The sequence below is a fragment of the Bacillus thuringiensis genome (genome assembly GCF_001595725.1).
In the GTDB taxonomy this organism is placed as follows: domain Bacteria; phylum Bacillota; class Bacilli; order Bacillales; family Bacillaceae_G; genus Bacillus_A; species Bacillus_A thuringiensis_K.
Map to the genome: position 1 here is coordinate 3,211,723 of NZ_CP014282.1, position 14,987 is coordinate 3,226,709.

The following is a 14,987-nucleotide window of genomic DNA, read 5'->3' on the forward strand; positions in this document are numbered from 1 at the left end:
TCTTACACAAAATACAAAATCTAGTAAATTATTATGTTTTTGATACATAAAAACCCAGTCATGCTTTATACATAACTGGGTTCTCCATCGTTTCATAATTTTCTATTTCACAAGAACTGCATCTCGTAATTCCCTCTTCAACACTTTTCCTAAAGCGTTTTTCGGCAACTCATCTATGAATACTACTTCTGGTATTTTATAACTTGCTAATTTCTCTTTGCAATACTGAAGAATACTTTCTTCTGTTAATGTTGTTTCGCTATCCTTCACAAGATAAGCTCTTGGAACCTCTCCCCAAAAGTCATCTGGAACTCCAACTACTGCAACTTCTAAAACACCATGTATTTCATGAATAACATCTTCTACCTGATCTGGATATACGTTGTCACCACCGCGTATAATAACGTCTTTATATCTTCCCATAATATGCAGGAATCCATCATCATCTATCATGCCAGCATCACCCATGTTAAACCAGTTATCTTTTACTACCTTCTTTGTCGCCTTTTCATTATTCCAATATCCTTTAAACATGTATGGACTTTTCACATGAATCTCTCCAACTTCATTTGTTGTTAGTTCATGTCCTGTTTCCGGATGAACAATTTTCACCTCTACATTTTTCAAGGTCTTTCCTACAGAAGACATCTTTTCTTTTCCCATCATTGGATGCCATGAGGTTACAACCCAACCTTCTGTACTACCATAGCCTTGCACCATATATATGCCTTTTTCCATATATTTTTGAATGAGTGTTTCTGGCACTTTTGTACCACCGCTTTGTGCTACTTTAAAGGTTGAAATGTTACGTTCTTTTTTATGTAGTTCATCAAGCATGTAGCTATAAACGGCTGGGAAAGCAAGCATCGTAGTAATTTTCTCTTCTTCAATCTTATCCCAAATAAGAGCAGGATTCGAATCAGCTAAGAAGATCATCGTAACGCCATGATAAATACAATTTAAAATAGAAAGCACGCCACTCATATGAAACAATGGATGCACAGATAAAAAGCGTTCACCTGCTGGGATTTCTCTTTGTCCCGCAATTTCAGCAAAATAATGATGTAAGTTTTTATGTCCAATTACACATGCTTTCGCCTGTCCAGTCGTTCCTGATGTAAACAAGTAAATGGCATCGTCTTCTTCATGAACTTCTACGTTCGGTTCTGTCGTTGGCTGTTTTTGCAACTCTAATTCAAATGAACCAAAGCCTTCTTTTGTCGTTTGAATTACATAAGGAATTTCTTTAACAGCATCAACCTTTAATAACACTTCACTAAATTCTTCATCAATAACTAACACTTTTAATTTCGCTTCTTTTACAATCGTTTCTAATTCATAAACAGTCAGCTGATGATTTAGCGGAATAAATACCGCTCCAATTTTTAAACTTGCCATCATAACGCTTGGAAATGGGTGATTATTTTTGCATAGTATTCCTATACGATCTCCTCTTTGCACACCATTATGTAACAAATAATGTGCAAACTGATTTACTCGTTCATTATATTGCTGAAACGAATATCTTTTCTTCCCCCCTACAAGCGCTTCCAAACTTGGTGATTGCATTGCTCTCTTTTGTAATAATTGTCGCATCGTTCTCAAGTAAAACTCCCCTTTATATATGTTAGGTTTTTTATTTTACCAGATTAACTATTAATTTACTAAAGATTACACTTAGTGAATATAAGAAGAATATAAAATAGCCATTTACTTTACAAGTAAATGGCTATTTCCCATTATATATTAGAATACTTCTTGTTCATCACATATTGCACATACTCAGGTGCACTTTTATCAATCTCTTCATCACTTAGTTTATATTCTGCACCATATAAATAAAAGGAAGGTATAAATTCCATACCTGTGTATAAGCATGTAGCTTGGAATGGTTTCGTCAACTCATCCATTGTAATTCCACTATTTTCATAGTCTTTTTCTAATCCACCTATAGAAATAGCTACACCAAATTCTTTCCCCTTCACTTTATCTCCTTTAGATCCGTACGCAAATCCATATGTTAATACATCATCGAACCATTTTTTTAATAATGGTGGTGAGCTGTACCAGTAAAGCGGAAATTGAAATATATATCTGTCATGTTCTACTAATAACTTTTGCTCTTCTTCAATATTAAACTCCCAATTCGGTGCCACTTTATACAATTCATGCACCGTAATTTCATCCGAATATTTCTCAAGTTCTTCAATCCATCTTTTATTAATTTTTGATTTTTCAATATCAGGATGTGCTACAATTACAAGTGTTTTCATCTTTTTTCATCCCCTTTATAAATTATTCAACCCTTTACGTATTAGTATGAATGAGTCACATATAATTGAAAAGTACGTACTTTAAAGTGCTATAGGAACCTTAAAGTACCTGTGGAGGTGTTATATGAATCAAAATGATGACTGCCCAATTGCAACTACACTCGATGTAATCGGTGGAAAATGGAAAGTTCATATTTTATGTGTCTTAATAGATGGAAAAATGCGAACAAATGAAATCCGACGAGAAATTCCAAACATTACGCAAAAAGTTCTTACACAACAACTTCGGCAACTTGAAGCTGATGGTATTATCCATCGTACTGCATATCAAGAAGTTCCACCAAAGGTTGAGTACACACTAAGTGAATACGGAAAATCTTTAATGCAAATTATGGATGAATTATGTGAATGGGGGAAAGATCATCAAATGAAAAGATTACATGACTAAAAAAACATTACCGTCTTTATTAAATATTCTACATTCATATTAGTAGTTCAATATTTCTACTGAAATTTTATATTAGAGGGACTCCAACAACTCGTAATTTAGAACCCCAAATCTTTCAGAAGTAAAAAACAATAACATTCATCTATATCTTTATAACAAAAGTATCCTATACTTTTCACCTTATATTTTACTCGGACATTTTTTATTAATTGAACCGCATCCTAGTTGTTAGACATATAGTCAACAATTTGAGATGTGGTTTTATTAGTCGAATAACAGTTCTCATCAACTTTAATAATCATGACTGCACACAAAATACTTTGCAAAGAATTCCTGTACAAGCTGATTTTTCACATAGACTTACCAAATAGCATTTTTATAAAAAACTTCTCACATTTGAATTGTACAAGCATATTTTATTATATGGGGACTCCCTACTCATAGAAAACTACCTTTCTACTCTAAGAGCGCGCATATTTGTGTGCTCTTAAATTATTTACAATAAAATAAAGAGTTTATTAATTTTCTTAATTCACTATCAGAAAAGTACCCATAATAATATCTTTATATTTATCTATTATTTTTTATAAAACTATATTATTTTGGAGTTGGTTAATACGTTACAAAAAACTGACCGTGTAATCATTATGGTCCCTCCATTTTCACAAGTGTTTGTTACATTTTACTCATCATCAGGAGAACTTCTTTCATCACAAATCTTATCTAATACCTCTCCACATCCTGTATCAATGTATGCACTTAATGAAATGGAAAGCGAATTATTTGAAGTCGAGTTAAAACCACTACTACCTCATTAAAACTACGAATAGCGGAAAGACCTTTACAACTCCCACATGGAACTATAGCAGTAGCATTTTTAGTAAAAATAGCACAAGCATAAGAAGCTACAGCCTTTAATGCAAATGCCATTACATATCAATGCTACCCAATGGCTACTGCTGCAGACACGCTATATAGCTTTAACTACAACTATGTAGACTTCTCCTAGGAACTTCATTTTAGTTTCCAAGGAAACTAAAATGAAGTATAATTATATATGTACAATAGATAGCATTTATAAATCTATTTACAATTTTTCACATTAGCTCTTAAACAATTAAATAAATGGAGGGCATGATATGGACAATTATTATGATGTAGCGGTAGTTGGTGGTGGTCCAGTTGGGCTTATGGCAGCATGTGAATTAGCTATTCAAGGCGTAAAAGTTGTTGTTTTAGAGAGAAGATTAGACCGGGTACGAAATTCTAGAGCACTCACACTACACCCCCGCTCCTTAGAATTGATGGCTATGAGAGGTATTGCAGATCGATTTTTAGCTAGAGGCAAGAAATTAAATACAAGTCATTTTGCTGCCTTAGATACAAGATTAAACTTTAAAAATTTAAATACTGATTTTCCGTATACACTTTTTATTCCCCAATCTATTACAGAAGAAATATTAGAAGAACGTGCATTAGAATTAGGTGTAGTCATTAAACGTGGGCATACTCTGAAAGACTTAAAACAATATGAAACATTCGTACAACTAGAAATAGAACAAAGAGAAACAATATATAAAATAGAAGTTCCATATGTAATAGGAGCTGATGGAGCAAGAAGTAAAGTTCGTGAATTATCAAATATACCGTTTAATGGAACAAACACAACAACTACTGCTATATTAGGTGATGTTATTTTAGAAAATATACCAGATACTCCATTTTTATCTACTTCTAATATAAATGGGATATTAATGATGGTACCTATTACACCTGATGTATTTCGTTTTGCAATTGTTGATCCTAAGAATCAGACAATACCCGTTCATGTTGCTGTTACAGAAAAAGAGTTTATAGATAGTATTTATAGTATTACAGGTGAACATCTTCAAATTAAGAGCACAATATGGCTTTCTCGTTTTGGCAATGCAACCAAACTAGCAAATACTTATCAACATAAGCGTGTATTCTTAGCAGGGGATGCAGCACATATTCATTTCCCTGCTGGAGGACAAGGTTTGAATGTAGGCCTACAAGATGCTTTTAATATAGGCTGGAAATTAGGGCTCGCAATAAAACAAAAAAAATATGAAAGTCTATTAGAAAGTTATCATATTGAAAGACATGCTGTGGGAAAACAATTTTTCAAGGAAGTACAAGCGCAAGAACAATTAATGATAAACTTTTCAAACGCAGGAATGGAATTAAGGGATTTATTTTCGCACTTACTTACATATCCCGAGATAAATCACGATTTATCTGAAAGAGTAAGTGGGTTAGGGGTAATGTATTCATCGATGCACGATACAGAAAGACATCCATTGATAGGAAAAAGATGTACAAATCTCACTATTTCTTCTCTAAATAAGAAAAGTTATAAACTCTTTGAATTAATGAAAGATGGTAACTTTATTTTATTAATACACCCTTCTTATATAGATAAGATAAATAAAATGAATATTGATTCGCACATAAAGGTAGTTGTAGGAGAAATACAAGATTCTGAGTTAAAAAATATAGATACCATTTTGATTCGACCAGATGGTCACATTGCCGACATTGAGTATACCAAGATAGATAACTGGGAATATTCCTGAAAAACGATTATCAACCGTATTAGTGATACAATATAAATTCACTTTTATAAAACGAAAAGAATCCTATTTATTTAGGATTCTTTTCGTTTTGCCCATCTCACTATTTATAAAAACATGTCCACAAGGGAAAAATATTAAACTTACAGTTAACTATAAAATTCCGCTCTGATGTACTACAAAAAACTCCCACCTACATACTCTCATAATCAAAAATATTTTTCTCTATTTCATATAAAGTATGATAAGCATCCATAAAGATAAAGCACAAAGGATAGCAAGCACTATACGAGTAGATAGTACCCTTACTTCGAAATCGGTTTTCTTGGATGGTTCAGGATATGCAATTACATAAATCCCTTTTAATAGTGCGAGCCATGCAATAAGTGTAATGAGTCCCTGCCAATTAAGTGTCCAAACATTATGTAGGATAACAGTACCTAACCCAAGGAAAATTGATAGAAAGCCATATATAATTCCAAATCCTCTGTCTTCTACCACTAATTTTTCTTCTCTAATTTTAATTTATTAACAATGTAAGATACCAATGTATTCAATGGAGTAATAATAGTCTTAGATGTTTTATACTCAACTTGCTTAGATGCATCAACCATAGATAATTGAGCAACAGAGATAAATTTCTTTTCATCTTTAATGATTTGATTTAAGAACTTTGTAACTTCTTGGTTGTATTCTTTTTTTAATCCTTTCATTATCAATTCAAAAACACTATTTATGACAACAACCTCTAAATCTAAAGATTTTTGAAGGCTATTAGCATGATGTTTAAGACGTTCTACTGTGCCTTCAACAGTTGCAGGATTTGTAAAAACAATTGTCTGAGGTTGCTGTATATTGCATATGTAATCAAAGAAAGGTACATCAATTTTAATAATTGGCACTGATATTAAGTCTTGGTCTTCATGTAAAATTGCAATATAATTTGTACAAGTAATAAGGATAGCATCAACATTACATTGAGCAATCCATTCTATTTGCTCTTTAACTTTAAATTGAGCATCTGATTCTTGAAATTTTTCATTGGATGTAACCTGATACATTAATGCCGGGTCAACAAAATGGATTAATTCAATGTTAAATGAGGTAAGTGCCTTTTCTATATATTCTATATTTGAATAATGGGCATGTAAGCATCCTAACCTTTTTCTCAAATCCATTCCACCTTTATTATATTTTCGCTTATTCTATCAGTATGCGAATCCACGTGTCTACTGAAATTGAGACCTTTTCTTACATTCTATAAAATGCACCTTTAACTGAACAATTTATTTTCACTAAATAGTTCCTTAATTGATTTTTTTAATAAATAAGGTAACAAGTAATTTTGCAAAATCTAGGATGCAGAGGATTTAAGTTATATTTTTTTGCATATTGAGCATGTTGATCTTTCCACTTAGGAATTAAGCCTGTGTGGACTTACTTTGACTCCAGACCTATTGCTAGTTTGTCAAACGTTTAAGGTAATCAAAATTTATAAAGATAGCGTATAAATTGAAACCAAAACATTCTTCCTTTTATTACAGATATTAAAAAATATGGTATAAAAATTCCGTTTTATACCATATTTTCAAACAATTATTTTATTTATTAAGGAACTTTACTTCAGATCTTCACTTGTGTAAAAACCTTAAAAATTCTCTCCATAGAATTGCTTTCCTATCCTCTTCTTAATTTTGACGTCTAGAAATCAGCATTTAAACTAAACATGCTAATATTGATTTTGTGCGATTGTCAGTTACCTCATAATAAATTTCTAATCCTTTCCGAGTACCTGTAACCATTTTAGCAGCTTTTAGTTTAGATAAATGTTGACTAATTGTACTTTGAGGCATTTCCAAATCCCCATACATTGTTGTTACATTAGTAGGACCTTTTGCAAGCATTATTTTTACTAAAGATAGACGAACTGGATGCGCCAATACCTTTAACACCTCAGCGATTTCTTGAAACATTTCTTTTTTTTCTTTCATCTTATTTCTCCCCTTTTATATACATATTTATGTTATCCATATATATAATTCGAAGGTATATGCGTTTTTGTGTCCGTCATTTTAAAAAAATATAAAAAAACTTTAATCCGAAACTAAAAGATTAGCTTAACATAATGTCTCACTATTAATGATGAATAGGAATCTCGTTATAGAAACACCAGTTTTTATGCTACAACTCTACATTCAACTAACTAAAATCAATGAAAAAAAGAGCAGATAGTCTGCTCTCTTATGATGCCTCCTTATGTTCCGTGGAATGTTTAACACTCCCCATTCTCTTTAGTTTATTCCATCCTACCGCTACGCCTCGAATAGATGAGAATATAGATTTAATGACAACATAAGTCATAAATTGACGATAAATAAAGCGTTGTAAAATTAACCACACTAACGGTTTAGGGTCCTCTTTCTCTAATTTAAATGCAAACAGAGATGCAAAAAGGTCTAATAAAAAGAATACAAGATAAAACCCTAACACTTTTAGCGGATTGCTACCAAACAGCCCCATAATCATTAAAATATCTGCAAAAGGAGCAATGAATTGCAGAACATATTGGAATAACCACATGTTAGGCAATGCAATAAATCCTAACGTTTTATGTTTTGTATGAAACACTGCTTTTCGATGTTTCCAAAGACATTGGAGTGTACCATATGACCAACGATATCGCTGTTTAATGAGACTTTTCACATCTTCAGGTGATTCTGTAAAAGCATAGGCCTTTTCTTCATATACAATTTTATATCCTTGACGTAAAAATGTAATAGTAAGATCCGTATCTTCTGCTAATGTATCTTCGCTTAAATATCCAGATTCAACTACATTTTTTTTACGCCATGCTCCAATAGCTCCTGGAACTACTGTAATACAATTTAACTCATCAAAAGCTCTACGTTCTAAATTAAACCCGGTAATATACTCAACATGTTGCCAAGTAGTTAACAAGTTTCGTCTATTTCCCACTTTGACATTACCTGAAACTGCCGCTACATTCTGATTTTCAAAGTGTCTAATCATGAGAGAAATAGCGTCTTGCGCAATAATAGTATCCGCATCTAAAGTGACAATAATCTCTCCTCGAGATTGTTGAAACCCTAGGTTCATTGCCGATGATTTCCCGCCGTTTTCTTTCTGAATGAAACGAACTTTAGGGTGTTTATAAAATGTTTCTTGCATTACTTTTGACGTACCATCTGTCGATCCGTCATCCACAACAATAACTTCAAATTCTCCATACTTACTATCCAAAATTGAGCGAATTGTCTTAGCTATCACCTTTTCTTCATTATATGCTGCTATGACAACACTAACAAAAGGTTGGTAGGACGAATTAATAGAGCGAGATAACGTTTTTCTTTTTTGCTTCCATGCAAAATAAATTAAGAATAAGAATCGAAAAATCCCTAATCCAATAGCAATATAAAAAATAGTTGTTAATATATGTTTAAAGTATCCCGCCCCTGAAAAGACAGCTTTATTGTAAAGTAAATATTGCTCACCCTCAGAAGAAACTGGGGGCATAATTTCATCTCGTTCTTTATTCATTAAATCTGAAATTGTTACAAAACTATATCCATGCTTTTTAAGCTCTTTAATAATGATCGGCAACGCCTCTACCGTATGGGTACGATTCCCTCCCGCATCATGGAGAAGAATAATATTTCCCTCTCCCTTATAAACGGGATTAAGAGCACGCTTTACTAATTCATTAGTTGATGGTGTTGCCCAGTCCTCAGGATCCACTTTTTCTGCTACCATTGTATAGTTCATATTTTGTGCCCGTAAAATAGGCACTATTTCATTTGAGGAATCCGGGTTAGCATCCGCTTCGTATGGTGGCCTAAACAAAACTGTAGAATGCCCAGTTATTTCCTGGATCAGACGTTGCGTCGTATTAAGTTCTACTTTTGTTCGTAGTAAAGACGTATCAGCTACGTTAGGATGCTTGAAAGTATGATTGCCAATTTCATGCCCTTCATCGTATATTCTTTTTACAATACTAGGATTTAGTTGTGCGTTTTCACCAAGGACAAAAAAAGCAGCTTTTATTTTATTCTCTTTTAATATATCTAAAATTTCTGGCGTATATTTCGGGTCTGGTCCATCATCAAATGTTAATACTACTTGTTTCCCTTTCGGTTTTCCATATCGTTGCACTTCGTATGCAGATGGTAAAGATTGATATACTTCATCTGTAAGATAACCATCTTTGCCTACTTTAAAATCTCTCAATCCATTTTGCTTTTCATTCTCAATCTGTAAAATTTCACCTTGTCCAGAATAATTCACTTCATCTAAACTAGTGATTTTATGTAATACATCAGGATTTTTTTGTGCCTCAATCGGATTTTTTAAAACTTTCCATATTGTAGGATCTTCTGCTCCTAATCTCCATAACGCAAACCCCTTTGCATTGTTGTCCATTGCGATTTTCACTTGATTATAGAGAGTAACACTGTCTAAGAACCAAGCAGTATGTTCTTTCTCTCCTGTTTTATATCTAAAATAAGGATTTCCACTCATGTTATCCCATTGAATTTTCATATTGGAATCATTCGCCATTGTCATAACTTCTGAAAAAGTTAAAGACTTCGCAGGTTTTTTACTATTTATTTCCCAATCATATCCGTAGTTACCGAAAGCAACTATAAGTTTATTAGACGGAATATTCAGTTCATTCAATGTATGTTGGAACCACTTATTTGAAGCAATTGGTCCTGGTTCCCCCGCTCCATAGTGCTCATCGTACATCATTACAATCATACGATCTATTATTTTTGCTAATGCACCATAATCAAAAGCCTTATCATTAGCTGGAACATCTTGTGTAACGAGCAAATCATGTTTATGAAAGACCGTAGTAAGTTCTTTCATAAAATTTGTTAAGTTTTCTCTATCACTTTCAGGTACGGCCTCAAAGTCAATATTAATACCTGAAAACTGACTCTTTTTAACTTCGCTTACTAAATCATTAATAAATTTCGTCTTCACATCATTCGGCGAATTCAGTAACTTATGGATAAGATCACTATCAGGGCCAGAAGCTTTTTCTGTATAGTTAGTAAGTAACGGCATAATTTTCACATGATTTTTTTTTGCTAGTTTTACAATCTCAGGTTTTATCTCACTTCTAATCGTTAAATCTTCTTTTAAATGATACCATTCTGGTACTAACGTGGTTAATGAATTGATATTTTCTTTTAAAGACGCTGTACTATTTTCATCCCAGTTTACATAAAAACCATACACTTCTTTACGTTGTTTACTATCGTTTGTCGAATTCACCAAATTTTTATTATCCTTCATTTCGGTATTTGGCTTGAATTCTTCCTTCTTTAACTGCTCCTCACTAAGTTTTTGATTAATTGGTACAAGTTTCGTATCTTGTTTTACAGTAGGATTCATGTTTGGAATTTCTGGTGTTGAAAAAATACTTTGAAAGAAAAAATAAAATACAACACCTACACTAACTATTGAGATACATAGAAACCAAATAAAGGCTATGTTTCTCCTTCCTTTCGGATCATAAAAAACAGGTTTTTCTTTATCTTTCTCTTGTTGAATGTTTTTCTCCATTATATTTTTCACATACTCCTTCTTAATAGAACTATAGAATAATAAAGTGAAACTTTAATTAGCCTCACCAATCTAACATTTATAAGCAGCCCAACTCCCATCTAACTTCTTTGCCTTAGCTAAATTTTGAGATGGGAGTTTTACTGCCCACAATAGCGAGATAAATCCTTTTAGCTTTAAATTGAATCTCTCACTTCCATATTCTATTGATTCTTTTTTTCATTGCCTTGTTGGTGGCCCCTATTCTCTTGTTGAGGTCCTCTTCCGTTGTACCCTTGCTCATTCTCATTATTTCCTTGTTGAGGTCCTCTTCCGTTGTACCCTTGCTCATTCCCATTATTTCCTTGTTGAGGTCCTCTTCCATTCCCATTATTCCCTTGTTGAGGTCCTCTTCCGTTGTTTTGCTCATTCCATTATTTCCTTGTTGAGGTCCTCTTCCGTTTTCCTTGCTCATTCCCATTATTCCCTTGTTGAGGTCCTCTTCCGTTGTTTCCTTGCTCATTCCCATTATTTCCTTGTTGAGGTCCTCTTCCGTTGTTTCCTTGCTCATTCCCATTATTTCCTTGTTGAGCTTCTCTACTGTTATTCTCCTGTTGATTCCTTCTATTTTCTTGCTGAGATCCTCTTCCATTGTTTTCTTTTATTTGCTTCGATGGCTGTTCCTCTGTTTTCTTTTGTTCTTTATGCTCTTGCTTCTCATACTTTTTTTCTTGTACGGGAGACAAATCCATTGTTGCATCAGGAGATGACTCCGGTTGCGATTGCACCTCTTCTTCGTTTTCCACCGGATTAGACGGCGTGGCAGGAGGCGTAAGCGATTTGTTCTTCTCATTCTCTTGCTTTATATAGACACCTGTGCCAATTCCAGCTTTTCTAGCATTCTCTCGTACTTGCATTGTGCTACTTTGATATTCAACTGTAATATGTTTTAGCTCATATTCTTTCTTTAATTCTTTCATTGCCTTTTCCAAAAGTGGTTCTAGTGCCTTGTCCTTTGCAACAGCTGTTAGCATAACTTGCTTATCATTCGTTAAATACTTATCCTCTTGACTTTGCTTTATAATAGTACGTATTACTTCTTGCAATTGTTTATTTTCCCATTGCTTCAATTCTTTTAAAATACGCCTTCCATCATCATTACAAGCCTGCAAATCTATAACACGAAAATCCTTTGTTACGCTCACCTCTAAACTTGGATTTATATCAACTGAGACGTAAGCAAATACTTTTTCTTCTGGTTGGTTGTAGAAAAACAGCACTGCAAATAGAAAACAAGCAACAAGTATTGATGCAGGCTTTAAAAAGGAAGGGATTGAAAAATACGATGCTTTTTGTTCTTGCTCATCAAATGAGATTTCTTCCCCGATTATGCAAGAATCCCCTTTTCTTTTACACGTAATAAACTCTCCATTTGGAGTTAAAACAACTACGCTATGCTTTTTTATATCCATCACAATTCCTTTATTCATCATGCTTCCCTCCCTTTATATAATCAAGAATGTATGTATAGTTGTTTGCAAAGATAATACACATTGCAATGATATATTTTCTATGACGCTCCAATGTTTTGCGACTTACCCTAACACGCGGTTCAATATGTTTAAGCGGTAACTTTTTCTTTCGGAACAGCTCTTCCATCATTTCCTCTTCTTTTATAATAATTTTCACAATTTCTATTAAGTGCTCACGTGTATCACGATGCTTAGGAGATTCTTTAGCAAGCTCTGAGAATGTGATTTTAAATTCAGCTAGCACACTTTGAAAATGAAGAATTTCCTCCTTACGGTTACTATTTTCCATCTCTTTCATATACTCCGTAAGCGACACTTGCATTTCTAACATTTCCTCTTGCTCATCTTCTTTTAAAAAGACAAAGTTATGTTTAGACTCCTTACGTATATAGTCAATTACATCTCTTTTTATAAGAAGATCAGCAAACGCTAAAAAGGATTTTCCTTTTGTATATGAATACTGTTCAATTGCTTCGTTAAACGCAAACAATCCAATGCTATATTCATCATCCTGTTCTGTAATATATCGGCGGCAGACAGATGAAATTGATTTTCTAATAAAAGGCTGATACTGTACGATAAACGCTTCTTTATCTTCTTCGTTGTTTTGTATGTTACATACGATATCTTCTATTTTCGGTTTTCTTAAGATCTTCATTACTAAACTCAACACTTGTAATCTCCCAGCCTCCTTCAAATAGCAAAATGGCCACTGCACAAGTGACCATTTAACCAGATTTTCTTGGTACTTTTCTTCGGTCTTGTTTTCTTGCTGTTAATTATATTTTTCGAGTCTAACTTTTCCCAACGTTTTCTTAATGATTTTCCTTTTCTCTCAGCACTAAAGTTAAGTTTGTATTTTTATCTACTTTCTTATTTTCTACCGTTCGTTTTGCTTATTCTTTTTCTATTTTATCTGCAATTCTTGAATAACTCTCCTCTATACCATTGGTAATTTCATCCTTTTTTTTTGGATGCCCACTTAATCTAGTAATTTTATTAATACTTCTATATTCTTTCATAGTCATTTTTCTTCTATTTATTTTCTTCACTATACATATTCGGAGGAATACATAGTTTTATGGGGGTCAAAAAATATTTTTATAAAAAATACATATTTATTTCAAAAATAAAAACCATCAATTTGAAAAAGGATAATCAAATTGATGGTTTTCTTATAATATCTATTAAATTAAGTTGGATTCTCATCATATCTAAAAAAAGTACTAGCTATCCTCTGCCGCTTTTCTCCACTTTTATCTTTCTTGGTTATCATAATATGTCTTATCTGCGTATTTTCTATCATTTCCTTTTAGATAAGCTAAAATTACTTTTGGATTTTTAAATAAAGTCCAGTCTCCATATGTATCAAATCTTCTGCATGAAGTTATCATTCCATTTTTAATAGTACCGAATTTCTTATTATTTTTCTTTCCCCACTCTTTTAAACGTTTTGCGAAATCTGCATCTTCTGCCATAAGCATGTTTTCATTAAATCCATTGATTGCCATAAAGTCTTTTCTATAGCACCAAAAAATCCCTACAGATATAGCTCCGTACTTAAAAAGTAAAGGGATTATGATTAACATTGCGGAGAGAAATATTCCTAAAGATATTCTTTCAAACTTCCCATTCACCCCACCACCAATGTATTTACCTGAAGCTAAATATTTATCTACATTAGACAACATAGACTCTGTCATTATCGTATCAGCGTCTATAGTAACGATTATTTCTCCACTGGCTATTTTAGCCCCTGCATTTCGAATTTTAGATAAGTTTTTATCGTTATTTTTCAATGTAATACAATTATAAGATTTTGCTATTTCCTCTGTTTTATCTGTACAACGATTTAAAACAACTATAACTTCCGTTTGCTCTTTATATGCCTCTGATGCCTTTGCAATTGAATCTAAACATTTTCTAATGTACTTTTCTTCATTGTGTGCAGGAATTATAATAGAAAACTTCATATCTTTTTTCAAATTGACTCCTGAAGATTCATTTGTCTCAGTCATAATATTCCCCCCTTATTTTATAAGGTTAATATCTACTATACATAAATTATATTAATATTTATTAGGTTATATTATAGAAACTGAAGGTAAAGAGGCTCTTACTGTCGACGTTCAAAAGCAAGACGTACAGCAAGCACCGTTAAAACACTTGCCATAAGCCAACGCTGTACTCGTAGCCACGTCGGGCGTGTGCCAAACCATTTTGCAATTTTACTTGCTGTACATACAATTACAAGGTTAACTATAAAGCTAACAGTGATTTGCGTAAGCCCCAAAACTTCACCTTGAAAAAGCAGCAATCCCTTCTCTGGATCTTAAAATTGAGGTAGAAGTGATACACACAAAATGGAAATATTTGAATTCGAAAGTAACCTATCCGTAGAGCTACTAAAACTACTACGAATAAAGCAAAGCAACATGTAATATTTCGAATCCACTTTTGTATATCACCAAAATACCTTTCTATAAATATAGCGTTGATAGTAAGCATAAGAAATAAAACAAAGAAAGGCAGCGAGGTATAGGTCCATTTTTATCTTCATGGCTGGAATTAT

10 protein-coding genes and 4 pseudogenes are annotated in these 14,987 nt (G+C 33.0%); 2 read left to right on the forward strand and 12 right to left on the reverse strand.

Going from position 1 to position 14,987, the window contains the following annotated elements:
• Positions 1 to 102: 102 nt before the first annotated feature.
• On the reverse strand, positions 103 to 1,596 hold the full coding sequence (locus AXW78_RS16130) for a class I adenylate-forming enzyme family protein (RefSeq protein WP_003302073.1): 1,494 nt from the start codon (positions 1,594 to 1,596) through the stop codon (positions 103 to 105).
• Positions 1,597 to 1,739: 143 nt separating this feature from the next.
• A complete protein-coding gene (locus AXW78_RS16135; RefSeq protein WP_000855231.1) occupies positions 1,740 to 2,273 on the reverse strand; it encodes an NAD(P)H-dependent oxidoreductase in 534 nt (177 codons plus the stop codon).
• Positions 2,274 to 2,397: 124 nt separating this feature from the next.
• Here AXW78_RS16135 and AXW78_RS16140 point away from each other — a divergent pair, with 124 nt between their 5' ends.
• Positions 2,398 to 2,721 carry a winged helix-turn-helix transcriptional regulator gene (locus AXW78_RS16140; protein WP_001072961.1) on the forward strand — a complete coding sequence of 108 codons (324 nt, stop codon included), beginning with the start codon at positions 2,398 to 2,400 and terminating at the stop codon, positions 2,719 to 2,721.
• Between the two features lie 1,139 nt (positions 2,722 to 3,860).
• A complete protein-coding gene (locus AXW78_RS16145; RefSeq protein WP_000371166.1) occupies positions 3,861 to 5,318 on the forward strand; it encodes an FAD-dependent oxidoreductase in 1,458 nt (485 codons plus the stop codon).
• Between the two features lie 222 nt (positions 5,319 to 5,540).
• On the opposite strand, the pseudogene AXW78_RS16150 reads toward AXW78_RS16145, so the two are convergent.
• The 10 genes and pseudogenes from AXW78_RS16150 to AXW78_RS32535 all read right to left on the reverse strand — a co-directional run.
• Positions 5,541 to 5,825, reverse strand: a pseudogene (locus tag AXW78_RS16150) (hypothetical protein); the annotation flags it as partial.
• Positions 5,816 to 6,493: a hypothetical protein gene (locus AXW78_RS16155; protein ID WP_003302066.1), complete on the reverse strand. Its 678-nt coding sequence runs from the start codon at positions 6,491 to 6,493 to the stop codon at positions 5,816 to 5,818. The gene AXW78_RS16155 and the pseudogene AXW78_RS16150, both read right to left, overlap by 10 nt.
• A gap of 537 nt (positions 6,494 to 7,030) precedes the next feature.
• The gene (locus tag AXW78_RS16160; protein WP_000660065.1) at positions 7,031 to 7,306 is read right to left on the reverse strand and encodes an ArsR/SmtB family transcription factor; all 276 of its coding nucleotides are present in this window, start codon (positions 7,304 to 7,306) and stop codon (positions 7,031 to 7,033) included.
• 250 nt (positions 7,307 to 7,556) lie between these two features.
• On the reverse strand, positions 7,557 to 10,904 hold the full coding sequence (locus tag AXW78_RS16165) for a trifunctional glycoside hydrolase family 18/polysaccharide deacetylase/glycosyltransferase family 2 protein (RefSeq protein ID WP_061884429.1): 3,348 nt from the start codon (positions 10,902 to 10,904) through the stop codon (positions 7,557 to 7,559).
• 203 nt (positions 10,905 to 11,107) lie between these two features.
• Positions 11,108 to 12,376, reverse strand: a pseudogene (locus tag AXW78_RS16170) (anti-sigma factor domain-containing protein).
• Positions 12,366 to 13,088 carry an RNA polymerase sigma factor SigI gene (sigI, locus tag AXW78_RS16175; protein ID WP_002181307.1) on the reverse strand — a complete coding sequence of 241 codons (723 nt, stop codon included), beginning with the start codon at positions 13,086 to 13,088 and terminating at the stop codon, positions 12,366 to 12,368. The pseudogene AXW78_RS16170 and the gene sigI overlap by 11 nt, the downstream one beginning before the upstream one ends.
• Positions 13,089 to 13,311: 223 nt before the next feature.
• Positions 13,312 to 13,437: a hypothetical protein gene (locus AXW78_RS35275; RefSeq protein ID WP_258010510.1), complete on the reverse strand. Its 126-nt coding sequence runs from the start codon at positions 13,435 to 13,437 to the stop codon at positions 13,312 to 13,314.
• A gap of 234 nt (positions 13,438 to 13,671) precedes the next feature.
• Positions 13,672 to 14,433, reverse strand: a complete 762-nt coding sequence (locus tag AXW78_RS16180) for a glycosyltransferase family 2 protein (protein ID WP_000141001.1) — start codon at positions 14,431 to 14,433, stop codon at positions 13,672 to 13,674.
• A 98-nt stretch (positions 14,434 to 14,531) separates the two neighbouring features.
• Positions 14,532 to 14,801: pseudogene (locus tag AXW78_RS16185) on the reverse strand (LysE family translocator); the annotation flags it as partial.
• A pseudogene (locus AXW78_RS32535) lies at positions 14,798 to 14,950 on the reverse strand (DUF3963 domain-containing protein); the annotation flags it as partial. The pseudogenes AXW78_RS32535 and AXW78_RS16185, both read right to left, overlap by 4 nt.
• Positions 14,951 to 14,987: the final 37 nt, after the last annotated feature.